This window comes from Micrococcus lylae NBRC 15355 (genome assembly GCF_001570885.1).
GTDB lineage: Bacteria > Actinomycetota > Actinomycetes > Actinomycetales > Micrococcaceae > Micrococcus > Micrococcus lylae.
The window spans coordinates 1-20,377 of record NZ_BCSN01000046.1; the positions used below are offsets into that span (position 1 = coordinate 1).

At 71.2% G+C, this 20,377-nt stretch carries 16 protein-coding genes; 9 read left to right on the forward strand and 7 right to left on the reverse strand.

Annotation, left to right across the window (positions count from 1 at the left end; all coding sequences use genetic code 11):
* From MLY01S_RS12670 to MLY01S_RS09315, 6 genes are all read left to right on the forward strand, one after another.
* On the forward strand, positions 1 to 270 hold a 270-nt coding region (locus tag MLY01S_RS12670), incomplete at its 5' end, for an NADPH-dependent FMN reductase (protein WP_373279966.1).
* Positions 271 to 905: 635 nt separating this feature from the next.
* Positions 906 to 1,454, forward strand: a complete 549-nt coding sequence (locus tag MLY01S_RS09295) for a YceI family protein (protein WP_067191440.1) — start codon at positions 906 to 908, stop codon at positions 1,452 to 1,454.
* 103 nt (positions 1,455 to 1,557) lie between these two features.
* A complete protein-coding gene (locus MLY01S_RS09300; RefSeq protein WP_067191442.1) occupies positions 1,558 to 3,033 on the forward strand; it encodes a YncE family protein in 1,476 nt (491 codons plus the stop codon).
* 60 nt (positions 3,034 to 3,093) lie between these two features.
* Positions 3,094 to 3,813, forward strand: a complete 720-nt coding sequence (locus MLY01S_RS09305) for a dienelactone hydrolase family protein (RefSeq protein ID WP_067191463.1) — start codon at positions 3,094 to 3,096, stop codon at positions 3,811 to 3,813.
* Between the two features lie 248 nt (positions 3,814 to 4,061).
* On the forward strand, positions 4,062 to 4,982 hold the full coding sequence (locus tag MLY01S_RS09310) for a hypothetical protein (protein WP_245232092.1): 921 nt from the start codon (positions 4,062 to 4,064) through the stop codon (positions 4,980 to 4,982).
* Positions 4,983 to 5,237: 255 nt separating this feature from the next.
* On the forward strand, positions 5,238 to 5,912 hold the full coding sequence (locus MLY01S_RS09315; RefSeq protein WP_067191446.1) for a GNAT family N-acetyltransferase: 675 nt from the start codon (positions 5,238 to 5,240) through the stop codon (positions 5,910 to 5,912).
* A 142-nt stretch (positions 5,913 to 6,054) separates the two neighbouring features.
* Here the strand turns inward: MLY01S_RS09315 and MLY01S_RS09320 are convergent, their stop codons facing one another.
* Positions 6,055 to 7,422, reverse strand: a complete 1,368-nt coding sequence (locus tag MLY01S_RS09320) for a uracil-xanthine permease family protein (RefSeq protein WP_067191448.1) — start codon at positions 7,420 to 7,422, stop codon at positions 6,055 to 6,057.
* Between the two features lie 143 nt (positions 7,423 to 7,565).
* Here MLY01S_RS09320 and MLY01S_RS09325 point away from each other — a divergent pair, with 143 nt between their 5' ends.
* Positions 7,566 to 8,507 carry a carbohydrate kinase family protein gene (locus tag MLY01S_RS09325; RefSeq protein ID WP_245232093.1) on the forward strand — a complete coding sequence of 314 codons (942 nt, stop codon included), beginning with the start codon at positions 7,566 to 7,568 and terminating at the stop codon, positions 8,505 to 8,507.
* 253 nt (positions 8,508 to 8,760) lie between these two features.
* Here the strand turns inward: MLY01S_RS09325 and MLY01S_RS09330 are convergent, their stop codons facing one another.
* A complete protein-coding gene (locus MLY01S_RS09330) occupies positions 8,761 to 9,795 on the reverse strand; it encodes a malate dehydrogenase (protein WP_067191449.1) in 1,035 nt (344 codons plus the stop codon).
* Positions 9,796 to 9,949: 154 nt separating this feature from the next.
* Between MLY01S_RS09330 and MLY01S_RS09335 the strand changes: the two genes are divergently transcribed.
* Positions 9,950 to 10,819, forward strand: a complete 870-nt coding sequence (locus tag MLY01S_RS09335; RefSeq protein WP_067191451.1) for a Cof-type HAD-IIB family hydrolase — start codon at positions 9,950 to 9,952, stop codon at positions 10,817 to 10,819.
* Between the two features lie 13 nt (positions 10,820 to 10,832).
* On the opposite strand, the gene MLY01S_RS09340 is transcribed toward MLY01S_RS09335, so the two are convergent.
* Together MLY01S_RS09340 and MLY01S_RS09345 are read right to left on the reverse strand one after the other, a co-directional pair.
* Positions 10,833 to 12,347, reverse strand: coding sequence for an amino acid permease (locus MLY01S_RS09340; RefSeq protein WP_067191453.1), 1,515 nt, complete (start codon positions 12,345 to 12,347; stop codon positions 10,833 to 10,835).
* A 188-nt stretch (positions 12,348 to 12,535) separates the two neighbouring features.
* The gene (locus MLY01S_RS09345; protein WP_067191455.1) at positions 12,536 to 13,084 is read right to left on the reverse strand and encodes an NYN domain-containing protein; all 549 of its coding nucleotides are present in this window, start codon (positions 13,082 to 13,084) and stop codon (positions 12,536 to 12,538) included.
* A 258-nt stretch (positions 13,085 to 13,342) separates the two neighbouring features.
* On the opposite strand from MLY01S_RS09345, the gene MLY01S_RS09350 reads away from it, so the two are divergent.
* Complete coding sequence (locus MLY01S_RS09350; protein ID WP_067191467.1) at positions 13,343 to 14,191, forward strand: glycerophosphodiester phosphodiesterase family protein; 849 nt, start codon at positions 13,343 to 13,345, stop codon at positions 14,189 to 14,191.
* 75 nt (positions 14,192 to 14,266) lie between these two features.
* Here the strand turns inward: MLY01S_RS09350 and MLY01S_RS09355 are convergent, their stop codons facing one another.
* The 3 genes from MLY01S_RS09355 to katG all read right to left on the reverse strand — a co-directional run.
* A complete protein-coding gene (locus MLY01S_RS09355) occupies positions 14,267 to 15,766 on the reverse strand; it encodes an aldehyde dehydrogenase family protein (RefSeq protein WP_067191457.1) in 1,500 nt (499 codons plus the stop codon).
* A gap of 247 nt (positions 15,767 to 16,013) precedes the next feature.
* Complete coding sequence (gene pgm, locus MLY01S_RS09360; protein ID WP_067191459.1) at positions 16,014 to 17,738, reverse strand: phosphoglucomutase (alpha-D-glucose-1,6-bisphosphate-dependent); 1,725 nt, start codon at positions 17,736 to 17,738, stop codon at positions 16,014 to 16,016.
* A gap of 544 nt (positions 17,739 to 18,282) precedes the next feature.
* On the reverse strand, positions 18,283 to 20,377 hold a 2,095-nt coding region (gene katG, locus MLY01S_RS09365; protein WP_067191461.1), incomplete at its 5' end, for a catalase/peroxidase HPI.

A 20,377-nucleotide genomic window follows, 5' to 3' on the forward strand; every position in this document is an offset into this window, starting at 1 on the left:
ACCAACAGCGACGTCGCCTGGAAAGGCCTCCCGGTCGGGATCATCAGCCACTCCGTCGGGCGCATGGGCGGCTACTCCTCCCAGAAGAATCTGCGGCTCGCGCTGTCCTACTTCGACATGCCGACCGTGGGGCAGCCCGAGGTGTTCCTCTCTCAGTCGCCAGAACTCTTCGCAGAAGGTGACACGATCGTCCGTGAGTCCACCGTTACGTTCCTGCAGAACTACGTAGATCGATTTGTCCGAGTGATCGAGGGGCGCAGCCGCAGCTGATCTATAAAATCGGCATCCGTTAGGTGAACGGTGGACACAGCACTCTGCTCTATGTTCTAGGCAAATCCGGCGGTCTTGTTGGCTCCTGGTTCAGCCTTCTCCATGACGCTGGCGTCGCCGGAGTCGCGAAAAGTGCTAACGAAAGTGCTAAGCAACCTGTAGCTCGGCGTATCGTAGTGGAGTTATCCACAGGCCAAATGCCATAGATCGTTAATTTTATGCGGCACAACGCCCTGTCGAGATTCACGGTGCGAGGGGGTCGAGGTCAGTTCAAGTCCCCCCTCGCGCACCACGAGGACAAGGCCCCGGATCACCGATCCGGGGCCTTTGTCGTGTGCGGGTTCCGACGGCGGCGGTGCCGGCCGAACGAGACCGAGACGTCCTGCTCGACGTCCGCGGCCACCGGCCCGCCCGGTCCGCGATCACCGCGCCGTCGTCACAGGGCCGGATGTGGGCCCCGTCATCTTCATGACCTTGCGTGTCGGTGTTCTCCCCGGCCCGGTTGCGCCCTTCGGACAGATAGTTCAAACTTGAAGCAGATGGGGCGGCGCCCCGCCGTCCCCGGCGCACTTCCCTGCGCCGCCCGCAGAACCGCCACACCCAGCCGGCGGCCTCTACCCGCGAAGGAAAGACCCATGAGCAACTCCACCCTCACCACCGGAACCTGGACCCTCGATCCCGCCCACACCGACGTGGACTTCGTGGTCCGTCACGCCGGCATCTCCAAGGTGCGCGGCACCTTCGGCGACGTCTCCGGCGAGCTCGTCCTCGCCGACGACTTCACCGCCTCCTCCGTGGAGGCGACGGTCGGCGTCGCCTCGATCGACTCCGGCAACGAGCAGCGCGACGGCCACCTGCGCTCGGCCGACTTCTTCGACGTCGAGCAGTTCCCGCAGATGACCTTCCGCTCCACCGGCGTGACCGGCACCGAGGAGTCCTTCACCCTCAGCGGCGAGCTGACTCTGCATGGCGTCACCCGCTCCGTCGAGCTGCAGGCGGAGCTCGGCGGACAGGCCGTGGACGCCTTCGGTGCCACCCGAGTCGGCTTCGAGGCCCGGGGAGAGATCTCCCGCAAGGAGTTCGGCCTCACCTGGAACGCCGCACTCGAGGCCGGCGGCGTGCTCGTCTCGGATGCCGTGAAGCTCGAGATCTCCGCCGCCTTCGTCCTTCCGCAGGAGAGCTGAGCCGGTCTTCTCCGGCTCCCGCCGGCGTCGGCTTCGCTATGCTGAGGTTGTGTCTGTCCAGGCCATTGCATGTGCCTGCCCTTCCTCAGCCCCCGGAGATCCCATGTCCCGACTGCCCCTCGTCCCTGACGCCACCGACCTCGCGGCGGAGCCGGCTGCGCTGAGGCAGGCCGCAGCTGCCCGTCCGCGGGTCCTGCGGTCTGCCGCCGCCCTGCTCACCGTGGGCCTGCTGCTCACCGGATGCGCCGGCACGGACGGTGACTCCCCGGACGATCAGGGCAGCGCCGCCACGGCCTCCGGCACCCAGGACGGCGGCACCGGTGACGGTGGGCAGGACGACGACGGTTCCGCCTCCTCGGACAAGGACGGCGAGGCCGACGCCTCCTCGGACGGCGACGACGGTGCAGACGACTCCGGCGAGGACAAGGACGGCGAAGACAAGGACGGCAAGGGAGAGGCCGAGGAGTCGGACTCCGTGGACCCGGCCGACTTCCCGGCGTCCAACACCACCACGCTGACCCACATGGAGACCCTCAGGGACGTCGGCGTCGAGCCGAAGTCCGTGGTCTCCAACCAGCACGGGCTGATGATCGCCAACAACGTGGTCTACCAGCACAACGTCGTGCTCTTCGACACCGCGACCCGCAAGGTCTTCCAGACCCTGGACGACACCGTGAACCCGGCCGAGCTGGGCGTCGAGGGCCTGCCCGACGAGGTCAGCGGCGCCCCGGTGGAGGCCACCTGGACCAAGGACGGCGAGCACGCCTACGTCACCCAGTACGGCCTGTACCCCGTGGGCACGGCGCCGGACGACAACTGCACCGCCGGCGCGGACATCGCCCCCTCCCTCGTCTACCGGTACTCGGTGGAGGAGAAGGACTGGGACGCCGCCTACCGTGTGGGTCGGGTGCCCAAGTACCTGGCTCTGTCCCCGGACGAGTCCCGCCTGCTGGTCACCAACTGGTGCGACTCGAACATGTCCGTCATCGACACGGCCTCCGGCGAGACCGAGCACACCATTCCGCTGGACACCATGCCCCGCGGCATCGTCGTGCTGCCGGACAACAAGACCGCCTACGCCACCGCCATGTGGGCGGACAAGCTCTACCGCGTGGACCTGGAGAAGGGGACTTCCGAGGTGGTCATGCACACCGGTGCCAACCCGCGTCACCTGACCCTGTCCCCGGACGGCAAGACCCTCTACATGACGCTCTCCGGCGCGGACGAGATCGTGAAGATGGACGCGGAGACCGGCGAGGTCATCGCCAGCGCCCCGGCCGGGGACGAGCCGCGCTCCATGGACATCTCCGCCGACGGCACGGCCCTGTACGTGGTCAACTACTACGACTCCACGGTGAGCAAGATCGACGCCGAGACCCTCGAGATCCTCGGCACGGCGCCGGCGGGCGTGAACACCATCGGCATCACCTATGACAAGCCCTCCGGAGAGGTCTGGGTGGCCAACTACGGCGGCACCATCGACATCTACGACGACACCGACGGCGCCGGTCCGCGCGCCGGAGGCTCCGAGGAGGACACCGAGGATTCGGAGGATTCGGAGGACGACGCCGAGGGGTGATCCGCCCGGGGCGAGAGCCCTCGCGGTGCGGCCCGGACCGGACCTAGGGTGGGGATCATGATGATGGCATCGAAGACCCCGTACCAGAACACGTCGTTCGACCTGCCCACCAAGGAGACGGGCGACGACCAGACCGGCCACGGCTACATCGCGTTCCCGGAGTCCGGCAAGGGCCCGGGCGTGATCGTCATCCAGGAGTGGTGGGGCCTGACCCGCCACATGCGCGACGTCTGCGACCGCCTCGCCGAGCAGGGCTTCGTGGCCCTCGCCCCGGACCTGTTCGGCGGCTGGATCGCCCACGACGGCGACGAGGCCGGCGAGATGATGGAGAACCTCCCTGCCGAGGAGGGCGCCCGCCAGCTCGGCGCCGCCGTGGACCACCTGCTGTCCCTGGACGAGGTGACGTCCGAGACCGTCGGCGCCATCGGATTCTGCATGGGCGGCGGCTTCGTGCTGTCCCTGGCCGAGCAGCAGGGCGAGAAGGTCTCCGCCGCCGTCCCGTTCTACGGCGTGGGCCAGGGTGTGCCCGGCTCCTTCACGGGCATCAAGGCCGCCGTGCAGGGCCACTACGCGGAGAAGGACCAGATGTTCCCCGTGGACGAGGCCCGGAAGCAGGAGCAGCAGATCCGCGAGGAGTCCGGCGCCGAGGTCGAGTTCTTCTACTACGACGCCGACCACGCCTTCCACAACGACGAGAACCCTGCCGGCAACTACCAGGAGGCCGAGGCGAAGCAGGCCTGGGGCCGTGCCGTGGACTTCCTGAAGGAGAAGGTCCGCTGAGCCGGAGAGGATCCCGCGGAGGCGCCGGCGGCCGAGGCCGTTCCGGCGCCTCCGGTCGGTCCGGAGGCCGGGGCGGTTCGTCCGGCCGAGGCGGAGCGACTGGCCGAAGCGGCGCGAAGGGCGCGCCGCGCGGGTCAGGTGCCGGGCGGGCGTCAGGCGCGGGGCGGGCGTCAGGCGCGGGGCCGTCGTCGGGACGCAGGAAGGCGCGGTGGGAGGCACCGCCGCCCGAGACGCTGTTCCTGGCCACCGTGCCCGGCGCGACGCCGTCCAAGTGGGTGGACCGATACACCTCGCGCGAGCGCGTGGTGCAGCTGGTGAACCACGACGAGTCCCAGCAGTGCGACCATCTGCGGCACGACGAGCACGGGTTCGCCCTGCACCCGCTGCCGCAGCTGGGGTACGTGCGGTGGCGCCGGGATCGCAGCGTGGAGGACGTGTTGGGCGAGGCTGGCGTGGACCCACGGCGCGTGCACGTGGTGCGCGTGTACTCCGAGCTGCCGGTGGTGTGCGTCGGGCGGGAGCACCTGCTGGCCGCCTGGGACGTCGAGGCCGACGGTCCCGTGCCGACGGCCGAGCTCGATCCGGCCGAGGCGATGGACCCGGCGACGTTCGCCCCGACTCCTGCGCCCGCCCCTGACCCGGCCCCTGGCGTTTTCGTTCGGGAAAGCGTCGAGTCCCAGGGCGCTTTCGTTCGGGAAAGCGTCGAGTCCGGCGACGACGGCACTCCCCGCACGTCTGTCTCACCGCCTGCGTCGTCGGCCCCCAACCCCATGGACGCCCCGGAGACCCCGGGAGCGGGGGAGCGGATGGCACTGGAGATCGTGGCCTCCGGCGCCGGGCACGTGGTGCTGCCGCAGTCCGTGGCCCGCATGTTCGGTCGGAAGGACGTGGTGGTGCTGCCGCTGGAGTCCTCGCTGGACGAGGTGGTCGGCATGTCCCGGGCCGAACGCGAGGCGGTGGCGACGGCAGCAGAGCTCGCCGCCGAGGAGGCCGGCATGGAGCCCGCACGTGCAAACGAGCCGTTTGGCGTCACCGGTGACCACGTGGACGGCGATGACCGTCACCCCGGCTGGGACGTCGGGCTGGCCTGGCTCAAGGAATCCGACTCGGCCCTCGTGCAGGGCTTCGTGGGCGTGAGCCGTGGTCGCAGGAGCGGCAGCTCGCGCTGAGCGCGGGGGCAAGGGGACCGGGCGGGTCGGCAGCGCCAGCGCCGCCCGGCGGGTCTTCGATCCGATCCGGAGCCTGCGAGGCGTGCTCTCGAACGGATCGAGCGCTCCGTCGGAGGACTGCACCGGCCTTCGTTCCGATCCGGAGTATGCGAGACGAGCTCTGGATCGGAACGAGGGCTTTAGAATCGGGCCTGCCGAAGGCTCGACGGAGGCTCGACGGAGGCTCGGCGTGGATCCTCGCACTACACTCGGGCCATGACATGCAGCATCGCCGAGAGGCCCCGCAGCATCGCGGAGATCTGGCCGCCTTACGGACTCGTCATCCGGGCCGGTGAGCTGACCATGACCGCTCTGCGCGAGGCCGACGTGCCCGAGGTGGTCGCCCTGGTGGAGACCGGCATCCACGACCCCGCCGTCATGCCGTTCTCCTTCCCGTGGACCGACGCCCCGAGCGAGGAGCTGCCCGGCAACTACATGCGCTTCTTCGGCCGCACCCTCGCCGGTACCGGAGCGGGGAACGCCGCGCTCGAACTCGTTGTGCGCAGGGGAGGGGAGATCGTCGGGATGCAGGCGCTCAACGGCCAGGACGTGCGCACCACCCGCCGCCTGGAGTCCGGGTCCTGGCTGGGGTTGCGCTTCCAGCGGCAGGGCATCGGGCTGGCCATGCGACAGGCCATCTGCACCTTTGCGTTCGACCACCTCGGCCTGGACGTCGTCACTTCCGGGGCCTGGGCGGACAACACCGCCTCCCTGCGGATCAGCCAGAGGGTCGGCTACCGCGAGACAGGCCGCGAGCAGTGGCAACGCCGCGGCGAGCCCTCCGAGATGGTCCTGCTCGAGCTGCTGCCCGAGCACTTCGTGCCCGGCCCGGAGACGGTGGAGGTCGAGGGAGCCGAGCCGCTGCGGAGGTTCCTGGGTCTGACGGACTGAACCGGCCGTCGTCGGGAAGGGGTCATGGGGAAGCCCTCGTTCCGATTCGGAGCACGCCAGGCATGCTCCGAATCGGAACGAGGGCTCCGGGATGAGGACGAGGGCTCCGGAATGAGAACGAAGGCCCCGGAACCCACTGGCCTCAGCCCAGCCGGCCGGCCTGCGAGGCCTCGTACTCCTCGAGGTCGTCCTCGGAGACCGGTTCGGTGCCGCGCACCCGCGCCACCGCGGTCATCAGGTGGTAGACGCCCAGCGCCGCGATGGTGCCGAGGGTGATGCCGCCGAACGCCAGGTCGCCGATCATCAGGACCGGGTCGGCGATCGCGATGATCAGGCCGATGCCGGCGGTCATGAGGTTGATGGTGTTGGAGAAGTCCACGCGGTTCTGCACCCAGATGCGCACGCCCATCACGCCGATCATGCCGTAGAGGACGATGCCCGCACCCGCGGCCACACCGGCCGGGATGGTGGCCACGGCGGCACCGAACTTCGGGAAGAACGCCAGGGCCAGCGCGGTCAGGCCGGCCACCCAGTAGGCGGCGGTCGAGTAGACCTTGGAGGACGCCATCACCCCGATGTTCTCCGCGTACGTGGTGGTGCCGACGCCGCCGCCGAGGCCGGACAGGCTGGTCGCCAGGCCGTCGGCGAAGAGGGCGCGGCCGGTCAGCGGGTCCAGGTCGGTCTTCGTCATCAGTCCCACGGTGCGCACGTGGCCGATGTTCTCCGCCACCAGCACCAGCACCACCGGCAGGAAGAGGAAGACCACCTCGGCCCGGAACTCCGGCAGGTGGAACTCGGGGAGCCCGACGACGGCCGCCTCGCCGATCGGGGCGAAGTCCACCTGGTCTTGGGCCAGCGCCAGCAGGTACCCGACCACGATGCCCACCAGGATGGACAGGCGCCCGAGCAGGCCGCGGAAGAGCACCGCGGACAGGACGATCGCCAGGGCGGTGCCGAAGGTGGTCACCGGCAGTTCGACCATGCCGTCCGTGGTGGAACCGGCCAGGTTCAGGCCGATCAGGGCGACGATCGTGCCCATCACCGCCGGCGGCATCAGCGCATGGATCCAGCCGGTGCCGGCCAGGTGCACCACCAGGCCGATCAGCGCCAGCAGGACGCCCACGGTCAGGATGCCGCCGAGCGCCGCGCCCACGCCGGCCATGGAGACGGCGGCGGTGATCGGGGCGATGAACGCGAAGGACGAGCCCAGGTAGGACGGCAGGCGGTTGCCGGTGATCAGCAGGAACAGCAGGGTGCCGAGGCCGGAGAAGAACAGGGCGGTGGTGGCCGGCATGCCGGTCAGGGCGGGGACGAGCACGGTGGCGCCGAACATGGCCATCACATGCTGCACGCCGATGCCCACGGTGCGGCCCCAGCTGAGGCGCTCCTGCGGGCCCACCACGGTGCCGGCGGTGATGGTCCTGCCGTCCCCGTGGACGGTCCAGCCGAAGCGGCGGCGCGGGCCGTTCGGGTCGCGGTGCGTTGCGGTGCGCTCGGGGGGATGGGACATGCGGGTCCTCCAGGGGCGAGACGACGGATGCCTCCGGGCGGGTTCCGTGGAGCCGCCGCCGGGGCGTGCGAGGCCGCCGTGGAGCGCTCCTGCACTGTGGAAAAGCCCACGTTCGGCCATGGACCGTAGGGTACCGTGGAGATGTGTCTGACTACTTCGGTGTGATTGGCGAGGCCCTCGTGGACGTGGTGGTCTCGGACACCGCCACACCCCGAGCGCATGTCGGCGGCAGCCCCCTCAACGTCGCGGTGGGGTTGAGCCGCCTGGACCTGCCGGCGCTGTTCGCCGGTCGCTACGGCTCGGACGAGTACGGCGAGATGATCGCCGCTCACCTGCGTGACAACGGTGTCCGTTCCCTCCTCGGCCCCGACTCGGCGCCCACCTCCCAGGCGACCGCCCGCCTGGATCCCACGGGTGCGGCCAGCTACGAGTTCGACCTCGACTGGACCCTCCCCTCCGCCGGCGAGCTCGTCTCCCGTTACGAGGGGGACGTCGGGGGCCGCCTGCTCCACCTGCACGCCGGGTCGATCGCCACCATGCTCGCCCCCGGCGACGCCGAGGTGATGCGCCTGCTCGAGCTGCTCCAGCCGACCACCACCCTCAGCTACGACCCCAACGTGCGCCCGAGCATCGTCCCGGACCGGGAGTTCGCCCGGAACCGTGCCGAGGAGTCGGTGCGCTTGGCGGATGTGGTGCACGCCTCGGACGAGGACATCGCCTGGCTGTACCCGGACCGTCCGCTGCTCGATTCCCTCCGGGCCTGGCAGCAGATGGGCCCGGCCCTGGTGGTGATGACCCGCGGCGCCGAGGACATCATGGCGGTCACCGCGCACGAGGACTACGAGCGCCCCATCATCCCTGTGGACGTCGCGGACACGGTGGGCGCCGGCGACTCCTTCACCGCCGCCCTGCTGGCCGCCTTGAACGACCGCTGCCTGTTGGGCGCCGAGAACCGCGAGCAGCTGCACGCCATCGGTCACCAGGACCTCGAGTCCGTGCTGATCTACGCCTGCCGCGCCGCGGCCATCACGTCGTCCCGCCCCGGCGCCGACCCGCCGACCCGTGCGGAGCTCGTGGACGACTGAGTCGTCCGGTCCGTCACGCGTGGACAACGACGCCGGCCGCTCGCCTTCTCAGGGTGAGCGGCCGGCGTCGTGGGGCCGGCTTATAGAGGCGGTCGGGACGGGAGCGTTCCGAGGGACGCGACACTTTCCCGAACGAAAGTACGCTGGGACGCGACACTTTCCCGAACGAAAGTACGCTGGGACGCGACACTTTCCCGAACGAAAGTGCTCCGGGACGCGACGGTTTCCCGAACGAAAGCGTCAGGGGGGTGGCTCAGACGAGGCCGAGCTCCTTCACGGCGTCGCGCTCGGACTCGAGCTCGGCCACGGTGGCGGCCAGGCGCTCGCCGGCGCCGGGCAGGGCGGCCTCGTCCGGGGCCAGGTCCGGCACGATCTTCCACTCGCCGCCGTCCGAGGTCGCCGGGAACGAGGAGATCAGGCCCTCCGGCACGCCGTAGGAGCCGTCCGAGACGATCGCGGCGGAGGTGCGGCGGGCGGAGCCGTCCGCGCCGGCGCCGGTGCCCAGGGCCCAGTCGCGCATGTGGTCGATGGTCGCCGACGCGGCGGAGGCTGCCGAGGAGGCGCCGCGCACGGAGATGATCTCCGCGCCGCGCTGGGCCACGCGCGGGATGAACTCGTCATCGGTCCAGGCGCTGTCCACCACCTCGAGGGCTGGCTTCCACTCACTGTCCACGCGCACGCGGGCATGGGTGAGGTCCGGGAACTGGGTGGCCGAGTGGTTGCCCCAGATGGTCACGCCGTCCACGTCCTCGACCGTCACGCCGGCCTTCGCGGCCAGAAGGGCGACGGCGCGGTTGTGGTCCAGGCGGGTCAACGCGGTGAAGCGGGAGGCTGGGACGTCCGGGGCATGCTGCTGGGCGATCAGGGCATTGGTGTTGGCCGGGTTGCCGACCACGACCACGCGGACCGCGTCGTCCGCGTGCTCGTTGATGGCCCTGCCCTGCGGGCCGAAGATGCCGCCGTTGGCCTGAAGCAGGTCGCCGCGCTCCATGCCGGCGGTGCGCGGGCGGGCGCCCACGAGCAGGGCGTGGTGGGTGCCGTCGAAGGCCTGGGCCGGGTCGTCGGTGACATCCACCGAGTCCAGCAGGCCGAACGCGCAGTCGGCGAGCTCCATGGCGGTGCCCTCGGCGGCCTTCAGTGCGGCCGGGACCTCCAGCAGGCGCAGGCGTACCGGGGTGTCCTCACCCAGCATCTGGCCTGCGGCGATGCGGAAGAGCAGGGCGTAGCCGATGTTGCCGGCGGCGCCGGTGACGGTGACGGTCTGCGGGGCACGGTTCTCCACACTCATGCCGCCATTCTGGCCGGCCCGCCGCCGTCCGGTAAAGGGTCCGCGGCGGTGTCGCCCCGGAGTCGGGTCGCCCCGAGCCGCCGAACCCGGAGGCGGCGGCCGCCGGGGGTGAGGGGCCGTCGTCGGGAAGCGGTCGCCGCCTAGACTGAGGGGCATGTCTGCCCTCCGTGCCGCCGCCGCCCTGGCCGGAGTGCGCCGTCGGCCGCGCATGGTGGCCACGGACCTGGACGGCACGGTGATCGGCTACGCACACACGCGTACCGGGTGGCTCTCCCCGCGGACCATCGGGGCGCTGCAGGCCGCCCACGACGCCGGGATCACCGTGGTGTTCGTGACCGGCCGGCCGCTGCGCTGGCTGGGCCCGCTGCGGGAGCAGCTGGGCACCGTCGGCCCGGTGATCTGCTCCAACGGCGCCGTGGTGGTGGACCCCGCCACGGACGAGGTGCTGCTCTCCCACGGGATGGAGCGGGCCGCCGTGGTGGAGGCGATGGCGCGGCTGCGGGCCGAGGACGAGTCCGCCAGCTTCGGTGCCGAAACCCTGGAGGGCTTCGTGTGGGAGCCGGCCTTCGGCAAGCGGGCCGAGGGCGTCGCCGGGGCGGCCACCGGGGCGTCCCACCGGCTTGAGCGGCTGCTGGATGAGGATGCCACCGTGGTGAAGCTGATGGCCCGTTCCGCCCGGCACGGCGCGGACGAGCTGCTCCTCCGGGCCCGCGCCCTCGTGGCGGACATCGTCTCCGTGACCCACTCAGCGCCGGACCTGCCGCTGGTGGAGATGGCGCAGCACGGGGTGCACAAGGCCGCCACCCTGGAGGAGTATGCGGAACAGCGGGGGATCGCCGCCGCGGACGTGGTCGCCTTCGGGGACATGCCCAATGATATGGAGATGCTCCAGTGGGCCGGCCTCGGCCTGGCCGTGGCCTCCGGCCATCCTGAGCTGGTGGCCGCCGCGGACGCGGTGGTCGGCACCTGCGACGACGACGGCGTGGCCGAGGCGATCGAGCACCTGCTCACCCTGCCCGAATGAGCGGCGCCCGGCCTCAGTCCAGCGACCGGGACAGGTCCGCCTCCTCGTAGCGGACCATGCGGGACGCCGTGCCGGTGACCAGGCGGTGCACCAGCCACAGCCCCAGGAACAGCGGCAGTCCGATGTACGCGGTGGCCGCGGCCAGCAGATCCACGCCGCCGGAGCCGGTGAAGGCCTCCACGTTCTGCCCGAGGATCACCACGGCGCACAGCACCAGGGCGACGATCGGGCCGACCGGGAACAGGGCCGCCCGGTACGGCAGCTCCTTCGGGTCACGGCCCTGCGCCACGAACGCCCTGCGGAAGCGGTAGTGGCTCCACGCGATGCCCATCCACACGATGAACCCGGCCAGGCCGGAGGCGGAGACGAGCCAGACGTAGGCGGCGCCGTCCCCGATCAGGGTGGTCAGGAAGCAGCCGGCGCCCACCACGGTGGTCATGATCAGCGCGTTCATCGGCACGCCGCGGCGGTTCACCTTCGCCAGCACGGCCGGCGCCTTCCCGGAGGCGGCGAGGGCGTAGAGCATGCGGGTGGAGGCATAGAGCCCGGAGTTGCCTGCGGACAGGATGGCGGTGAGGATCACCGCGTTCATCACGGAGGCGGCGGCCAGCACACCGGCGTTCTCGAACACCAGGGTGAACGGGGAGATGGAGATGTCCTCCACCTCGGAGCCCAGCAGGTGGGGGCTGGTGTAGGGGATGAGGAAGCCGACGACCGCGATCGCGCCCACGTAGAACAGCAGGATGCGCACGAACACGGTGCGGATGGCGGTCGGCACGGTCTTCTCCGGGTTCTCGGCCTCGCCGGCGGCCACGCCGACCAGCTCGGTGCCCTGGAAGGAGAAGCCGGCCACCAGGAAGATCGCCAGGATGCCGGCCCCGCCGTCCACGAACGGGGCCTCGCCGGTGGTCCAGTTCTCGAAGCCCGGGGAGCCGCCACCGATGATGCCCAGGATCATCAGCACGCCCAGGACCAGGAACACCACCACGGTGAGCACCTTGATCAGGGAGAACCAGAACTCGGACTCGCCGTAGGCCCGCGTGGACAGGGCGTTCAGCCCGAAGAGCAGGGCCAGGAAGAGCGCGGACCACACCCAGGAGGGCACCTCCGGCAGCCAGTACCGCATCACCAGTGCGGCGGCCACGAGCTCGGCGGCCACGGTGATCGCCCAGTTGTACCAGTAGTTCCAGCCGATGGCGAAGCCGAACGAGGGGCTCACGAAGCGGGTCGCGTACTCCTCGAACGCGCCGGAGACCGGCAGGTAGGTGGCCATCTCGCCGAGGGACTGCATGAGCAGGAACACCATGAACCCGATGACCACGTAGGCCAGCAGCGCACCGCCCGGACCGGCTGTGGCGATCGTGTTGCCGGAGGCCACGAACAGGCCGGTGCCGATCGCACCGCCCATCGCGATCATCGTCAGGTGGCGGGAGGCCAGGGAGCGGCGCAGGCCGTTCTGCTCGGCCCCGCCGCCGGGGTCGGAGGAGGCGGCGGTGGCGGAGCTCGGCGTCGGCTCGGTGGGGGCCACGGCGGGACCTTTCGGGAAGAGGGAACGTTGCCGTCCCGGCCTCCGCGCATGCGCGCTGCGCAGGGGGCGTGGGGACCACACGTCCCGAGCGGGCTCCCTCGGGACGTCGGCCCCCGAGCATAGCCCCGTCCTCTGAACGGGGAGGATTCACCGTGTCATGTCTCACCCGGGCCGCGCCGGCGCGGCGCTCAGAGGAACTCGAACGGGTCGAAGTCCTCGATGTCGATCACGCGCATGCGCGGCAGCGGAGCGTCGAAGGCCTGGACGTCGTGCTCCATGTCCCAGACCTCCACGCCCGGGATCTCCCGCAGCCCGCCGGCGATGAACTCGTTGAAGCCCATGAGGGCCACGCGCCGGTCCTCGTCCTCGGCGAGGGCGGTCATCTGGGGGAGGAAGTCGACGTCGTGGCTGGCGAGGACCACGTCCCCGTCCCGTTCGATGAGGGCCTCGGCGGTGCGCTGGATGCCGAGGTCCACCACCTTGCCGGCGCCGCGCAGCATGACCGGCTGGTACCCCATCGCCAGGAGCGCCTGCACGAAGGCCAGCGGGACCTCCCCGTCGATCGCGAGGAAGAACAGCGCAGTGACCGGCTGCTCCCATTCGTCCTCGATGAACTCGCGCACCCGGTTCCAGCGCGGCCGCTCCTCCGGGTGGGGGCGCCGCTGGAGGATGGAGGTGCCGAGGGTGGCGTCGATGTTCTCGCCGTCGACGAGCAGGTAGGTCTGGCGTTCAGTCACGCCGTCGAGCCTACCGCCGGGCGCGCGGGGCGGGGCAGGGCCCCGGCACCGCTTCCCGACGACGCCCCCTTGCCTCCGCCGGCCCGCCCACCGGGCGCGCGGGGCGGGGCCGGGCGTGGCGATGGGGCGTCGGCAGTGGACCGAGGCAGCCCCGCGGGGCGGTGGGGCGCGTCGTAGGCTCGTGCCGTGAGCCTGACCTCCTGCCTGACCTCCGGACTGTCCTCCGCCCGTGACGCCGCCGGGCGCGTCCGCGCGTCGGTGCAGCGCGCCGTCGAGCGTTCCCGCCGCACCCCGCCGCCGTATCTCACGGACTCGCTGCCGGCCCGGAACGGCTGGCCGGTGGGGTTTGCGCACCGCGGCGCGGACGTGCGCCGGGAGAACACGCTGGCCGCCTTCGAGGCCGCCGTAGACGCCGGGTTCGGGCACCTCGAGCTGGACGTGCGCACCACGGCGGACGGCGAGCTCGTCGTGTTCCACGACGACACTCTGGACCGCGTCAGCACGGGCCGCGGCCGGCTGCGCGACCACACGTGGGAGCAGCTGGCGGACGTCACGGTCGGCGGGGAGCCGCTGCTGCGCTTCGCCGAGCTGCTCACGGCGCTGCCCGAGGCACGCCTGAACGTGGACCTCAAGGACCGCGCCTCAGCCCCGGCCCTGGCCCGCATCCTCGCCGAGCACGACGCCTGGGACCGCGTGCTGGTCGCGTCGTTCCACGACTCGCGGCGCCGCCTCTTCCGGCGCGCCCTCGCCGACCTCGGCCACCCCGACCGGGCGTACGGGCCGGAGCAGGTGGCGACGTCGGGCGGGGCGGCCGCCATCGCGGCGCTCGTGCTGCTGGGTCCGCTGGGACTGACCGGCTGGCTGCGCCGGTACGCCCTCGACGTCGACTGCGTGCAGGTGCCCGTCCGGCACGGCCTCGTCCCCGTGGCCACCGCCGACTTCGTGCGCCGCTGCCGTGCGGCGGGCCTGCCGGTGCACGTATGGGTCGTGGACGAGCCCGATCAGATGGAGCGGCTGCTGGAGATGGGCGTGGACGGCATCATGACCGACCGTGCCGACGTGCTCGCCGAGGTCTTCACCCGCCGCGGGATCTGGCCGCAGCGCTGACCCGGCCCCGTACACGACGCGACGACGGCCGCCCGCGGTGGGCGGCCGTCGTCGTGAAGGGGGGCGGGTTTGGGCTCAGAGCATCTTCGGCAGGGCCTTGCGCTTGAACCAGGTGTACGGCGGGTAGGCCACCTTCAAGGTGTCCACCTGGTCGGTCTTCGCCAGGGACGGGCGCATGTGGGAGAACGTCTCGAAGCCGGTCTCCCCGTGGTACGCGCCGATGCCGGAGGCCCCGATCCCGCCGAACGGCAGGGTGGTCAGGCCCGCGTGCAGCAGGGTCACGTCCGTGCACACGGCACCGGCCTGCACCTGCTCCTCGAACGCCCGGTGGAAGCGCGGACGGTCCGTGAACAGGTAGGCCGCCAGCGGATGCGGGCGCGCGGTGATGAAGTCCAGGGCCTGCTGAAACGTCTCCACCTTCAGGATCGGCAGGACGGGCCCGAAGAGCTCCTCCTGCATCAGCGCGTGGTCGGCGCGGACACCGGTCACCACGGTGGGCGCCATGTAGCGGTGGTGGGCGTCCACCCGGCCGCCGACCAGCAGCTGAGCCCCGTCCTGCAGGTCCGCGGCCAGCATGTCCTGCAGGCGGGCGGCGTGCTCCTCGGAGATGAGCCGGCCGTAGTCGTTGGAGGTGCGCGGGTCCTCGCCGTAGAACTCGCGGATCACCTCCGGCAGGGCCTTCACCAGCTGCTCGTGGGCGGCGTCGCCGACGGCCAGCACGTAGTCCGGGGCCACGCAGGTCTGGCCGGCGTTGGTGAACTTGCCGAACGCGATGCGCCGGGCCATCGCCATGACGTTGCGGGACTCGGTGACCACCACGGGGGACTTGCCGCCGAGCTCCAGGGTGACCGGGGTGAGGGTCTTCGCCGCCGCCTCGTAGACGATGCGGCCGACGCGCTCGCCGCCGGTGTAGAGGATGTGGTCGAACGGGTGGGTGAGCAGCTCGGTGTTGCAGTCCTTGCCGCCGGCCACCACGGAGATCAGCGCAGAGTCCAGGTACTTCGGCAGCAGATCGCGCAGCACGGCGGCGGTGGCCGGGGCCTTCTCGGACGGGCTGACGATCACCGTGTTGCCCGCCGCCACAGCGGCCACGAGCGGAGCCAGCGTCAGCTGCACCGGGTAGTTCCAGGCGCCGATGATCAGCACCAGGCCCTTCGGCCGCGCCTGCACCTCGGCGGTCGCCGGCTTCAGGGACAGCGGGGTCCTCACCGGACGCTTGTCCATCCAGTCCGTCAGGTGCAGCAGCGCGTGGTCGATCTCCGCGCGCACCGGCATCAGCTCGGTCAGCAGGCCCTCGGTGGGGGACTTGCCGAGGTCGTGGCCGAGGGCGTCCAGGAAGCGCGACTCGTTCTCCTCCAGCATGCGCTTCATGGCTCGCAGCTGGTGCACGCGCATGCGGCGCGGATGGGCGGCGCGGGACCTCGCCGCGGCGCGCAGGCGCTCCACGGCGGCGGTCGGGTTCTCCGCCCGCGGGCCGATCGGCATGATCGGCAGCATGGACGTGTCCGCGGGGACGTGGAGGTCGGCGTACTCCTGCTCGTCGGCGTCGTCGAGGGGCTGCTCGTGGAAGGTCATGGCACCACCGTAGTCCGCGCAGCTGACCGCCGCCTCTGTACTTTCGGCGGGCGCCCGCGGGCGTCGGCTCGGAGCTGTGCGACGACGTCCGGGCCGCCCCGTCCGCCACGGCACCCCCCCTTCCCGACCCCACGCGAAGGCCCCCACCCGCGAAGGGTGAGGGCGGAGAGGGCCCCCAGGGAGGCTGTGGCGCGGGAAGGCCCCCCGCGGAGGGTGAGAGGCCGTTGTCGGGAACCGGCGGCGCCGGTCAGCCGATGACCGCGTCCACGATCCTCTGGGCCTCCGCCTGCACCTGCGCGAGGTGGTCGGCGCCGAGGAAGGACTCGGCGTAGATCTTGTAGACGTCCTCGGTGCCGGAGGGACGGGCGGCGAACCAGGCGTTCTGGGTGACCACCTTCAGGCCGCCGATGGGCGCGCTGTTGCCCGGGGCGTTGGTGAGCGCGGCGAGGATCGTCTCCCCGGCGAGCTCGGTGACCGTCACGTCCTCCGGGGACAGCTCCTTGAGGCGGGCCTTCTGCTCGGCGGTGGCCGGGGCGTCGATGCGCGCGTAGACCGGGGAACCGTGGAGGGCCTCGAGGTCCCGGTACAGCTCGGAGGGGGAGCGGCCGGTGACCGCGATGATCTCCGCCGCCAGCAGGCACAGCAGCATGCCGTCCTTGTCCGTGGTCCACGGCTCGCCGTCCAGGGTGACGAAGCTGGCGCCGGCGGACTCCTCGCCGCCGAACACGCCGGAGCCGGTGAGCAGGCCGGGGACGAACCACTTGAAGCCGACCGGCACCTCCACCAGTTCGCGGTCTAGGGACTCGGCCACGCGGTCGATCATGGAGGAGGACACCAGGGTCTTGCCCACGCCGGCGGCCTGCGGCCACTGGCTCCGGTTCCGGTACAGGTAGTCGATGGCCACGGCGAGGAAGTGGTTCGGGTTCATCAGCCCGCCGTCCGGGGTGACGATGCCGTGGCGGTCCGCGTCGGCGTCGTTGCCGGTGGCCACGTCGAACGGGGCGTTCCCCTCGGCATCCGGGGTCATCCGCTCGATCAGGGAGGCCATGGCGTTCGGGGAGGAGCAGTCCATGCGGATCTTGCCGTCCCAGTCCAGGGTCATGAAGCCGAACCGCGGGTCCACCTCCGGGTTCACCACGGTCAGCTCCAGGCCGTGGCGGGCGCCGATCTCCGCCCAGTAGTCCACGGAGGCCCCGCCCATGGGGTCCGCGCCGATGCGCACGCCGGCCTCGCGGATGGCGTCCATGTCCAGGACCTTCGGCAGGTCCGAGACGTAGCGGTCCAGGAAGTCGAAGCCGTCCAGCCTCGGGTGGCCCTCGACCTCCTCCGGGGCCAGGCGCCGCACACCGTCCAGGCGTGCGGTCAGCAGCTCGTTGGCGCGGCGGGCGATCCAGCCGGTGGCGTCCGTGTCCGCGGGGCCGCCGTGCGGCGGGTTGTACTTGAGGCCGCCGTCCGACGGCGGGTTGTGGGACGGCGTGATGACGATGCCGTCCGCCAGGCCGGCGTTGTCCCCATCCGCGGAGAAGCCGGCGGGGGTGAGGTCGCGGCCGGCGTTCAGGTGCAGGATCGCGTGGGACACCGCCGGGGTGGGGGTGTAGCCGCCGCGGGAGTCCACCATCACGGGCACGTCGTTGGCGAGCAGGACCTGCACGCAGGTGTCCTGGGCCGGGGCGGACAGCGCGTGGGTGTCCTTGCCGACCAGCACGGGGCCGGTGATGCCCTGAGCGGCGCGGTACTCCACGATCGCCTGGGTGATCGCCGCGATGTGCGCGTCGTTGAAGCTGGTCTTGAGCGAGCTGCCGCGGTGGCCGGAGGTGCCGAACACCACCTTCTGCGCGGGGTCGGACGGGTCCGGGACGCGGTCGGTGTACGCGGCGAGCAGGGCGTCGACGTCGATGAGGTCTTCCGGCAGGGCGGGCGTGCCGGGGCGTTGGGCGGCAGGGACGGCGGGCGTGTGCATGGTCTCGCTCATGCCCCTACTCTTCCACTCCCGCATGATCGCGGGAAGACCGGGGGGTTCCGCGGTGGCGGGGGAGTGTGGGGTGTGGGGCGGGGTGGGGTGAGGTGCGGGGGGATGAGGGGCGTGGTGGGATCGTCTGTGTGCCACGGGTCGGAATCGGCGCCGTGGGGGCCGGAGTTCCGACGCTGCGGATACAGAAGGTCGGTCACCTCCGGCATCGGGGACGCCACGGGACAGTGGACGCCTTGGGACGGTGGACGCCATGGCGCCGGGGAATCCCTGGCCACCTCCGGTAGCCGGAGCGTCACCCACGACGGCGGCCACGCACCCCCGGTGCGTGGCGCACCGGGGCGGGTGTCGTCGTCGGGAATCCGCCGGACCTGGCGGAGAGAGCGGGTCGGCGTCCCCGCCGGACCCGGCGGAACGAACGGGCCGGGCACTGCCCCCGCCAGACCCGGCGGAAAGAACGGGGGCGGGGTCCGACCGGAACGCGCAGCGAACTCCGGTCGAACCCCGCCCCCGAACCCCTTCAGGGAGGGGTCAGCGGATCAGCCGATCACTTCCGGTTCTTCCGCTGCACGTCGTAGCGGTCGGCGTCCATGATCTTGGTCCACGCCTTGACGAAGTCCTTGACGAACTTCTCCTTGGCGTCGTCTGCGGCGTACACCTCGGACACGGTGCGCAGCTCGGAGTTCGAGCCGAAGACCAGGTCGTTGCGGGTGCCGAAGAGCTCCTTGCCGTCGGCGGTGACGCCCTTGTAGTGGCCCTCGGACACCTTCTCCCACTGGGTGTCGATGTCCGTGACGGCCTGCAGGAAGTCGTTGGACAGCACGCCCACGTTCTCGGTCCACACGCCGTCCTTCGAGTCCCCGTAGTTGGCGCCGAGCACGCGCAGGCCGGCCACCAGCACGGTCATCTCCGGGGCGGAGAGTCCGAGCAGGTTGGCGCGGTCCACGAGGGCGAACTCGGCCGGGAACTCCTTGTTGGAGCGCGGGTCGTAGTTGCGGAAGCCGTCCACCTTCGGCTCGAGGTAGCCGAAGGACTCCACGTCGGTCTGCTCCTGCGAGGAGTCGCCGCGGCCCGGGGTGAAGGGCACCTGGACGGGCACGCCGCCGTCGGCGGCGGCCTTCTCGATCGCCCAGTTGCCGGCCAGGACCAGGGTGTCCGCGAAGGACACGCCCTGCTCGGCGGCGATCTTCTCCAGGGCCTCGATGACCGGGCCGGTGACGGCCGGCTCGTTGACCTCCCAGGAGCGCTGCGGCTCGAGGCGGATGCGGCCGCCGTTGGCGCCGCCGCGGAAGTCGGAGCCGCGGTAGGTGGAGGCGGCGGCCCAGACGGTCTTCACCACGGCCGGGACGGAGAGGCCAGCAGCGGCCACGGCGTCCTTGACCGCCTTGACCTCCGCGTCGCCGGGCACGGAGGCCGGGGCCGGGATCGGATCCATCCAGACGAGCTCCTCGGTGGGCACCTCGGGGCCGTAGTGGCGGGAGATCGGGCCCATGTCACGGTGGGTCAGCTTGAACCAGGCGCGGGAGTAGGCGTCGTGGAAGGCCTCGAAGTCGTCCTTGAAGCGACGGGCGATCTTGTCGTACTCGGGGTCGAAGCGCAGGGCGAGGTCCGAGGTCAGCATGCGCGGCTCGCGGCGGCCGCTGCCGTCCGCCTCGGGCACCATGTCCGAGCCGCCGCCGTTGACCGGGCGCCACTGGTTGGCACCGGCCGGGGACTGGAACAGCTCCCACTCGTAGGCGTAGAGGATGTGGAAGAACTCGTTGTCCCAGCGGGTCGGGTGGTAGGTCCAGGTGACCTCGAGGCCGGAGCCGATGGTGTCGATGCCCTTGCCGGACTTGTAGGAGGACTTCCAGCCCAGGCCCATCTGCTCCATCGGGGCGCCCTCGGGCTCCGGGCCGACGTGCTCCGGGACGGTGCCGGCGCCGTGGGTCTTGCCGAAGGTGTGGCCGCCGCCGATGAGGGCGACGGTCTCCTCGTCGTTCATGCCCATGCGCTTGAAGGTCTCGCGGATGTCGCGGGCGGACTTGACCGGGTCCGGCTCGCCCTCCGGGCCCTCCGGGTTCACGTAGATCAGGCCCATCTCCACGGCGGCGAGGGGGTTGTCCAGCTCGCGGTCGCCCCTGTAGCGCTCGGCGCCGCCGTTGGTCCACTCGGTCTCCGGGCCCCAGTACACGTCGTCCTCGGGCTCGTAGGCGTCGATGCGGCCGCCGGAGAAGCCGTAGGTCGGCATGCCCATGATCTCGTGGGCGACGTTGCCGGTGAGGATCATCAGGTCCGCCCAGGAGAGGTTCTGGCCGTACTTCTTCTTGACCGGCCACAGCAGGCGGCGGGCCTTGTCCAGGGAGACGTTGTCCGGCCAGGAGTTCAGGGGGGCGAACCGCTGCTGGCCGGTGCCGCCGCCGCCGCGGCCGTCCTGGGAGCGGTAGGTGCCGGCGGCGTGCCAGGCCATGCGGATCATGAACGGGCCGTAGTTGCCGAAGTCGGCAGGCCACCAGTCCTTGGAGGTGGTGAGCACCTCGGCGATGTCCTTCTTCACCTCGGCCAGGTCGAGGGTCTCGAAGGCGGCCGGGTAGTCGAAGTCCGGGTCATGCGGGTTGATGACCGGCTGCTCCTTGGCGAGGATCTTCAGGTTCAGACGGTTC

What these genes read in the sequence shown, in the direction of transcription:
- MLY01S_RS09335 (WP_067191451.1), top strand. Translation starts at nt 9,950, where the DNA reads ATGTCTGCCCTCCGTGCCGCCGCCGCCCTGGCCGGAGTGCGCCGTCGG.
- pgm (WP_067191459.1), bottom strand. Translation starts at nt 17,738, where the DNA reads ATGAGCGAGACCATGCACACGCCCGCCGTCCCTGCCGCCCAACGCCCC.
- MLY01S_RS09330 (WP_067191449.1), bottom strand. Translation starts at nt 9,795, where the DNA reads ATGAGTGTGGAGAACCGTGCCCCGCAGACCGTCACCGTCACCGGCGCC.
- MLY01S_RS09315 (WP_067191446.1), top strand. Translation starts at nt 5,238, where the DNA reads ATGACATGCAGCATCGCCGAGAGGCCCCGCAGCATCGCGGAGATCTGG.
- MLY01S_RS09320 (WP_067191448.1), bottom strand. Translation starts at nt 7,422, where the DNA reads ATGTCCCATCCCCCCGAGCGCACCGCAACGCACCGCGACCCGAACGGC.
- MLY01S_RS09355 (WP_067191457.1), bottom strand. Translation starts at nt 15,766, where the DNA reads ATGACCTTCCACGAGCAGCCCCTCGACGACGCCGACGAGCAGGAGTAC.
- MLY01S_RS09305 (WP_067191463.1), top strand. Translation starts at nt 3,094, where the DNA reads ATGATGGCATCGAAGACCCCGTACCAGAACACGTCGTTCGACCTGCCC.
- MLY01S_RS09295 (WP_067191440.1), top strand. Translation starts at nt 906, where the DNA reads ATGAGCAACTCCACCCTCACCACCGGAACCTGGACCCTCGATCCCGCC.
- MLY01S_RS09300 (WP_067191442.1), top strand. Translation starts at nt 1,558, where the DNA reads ATGTCCCGACTGCCCCTCGTCCCTGACGCCACCGACCTCGCGGCGGAG.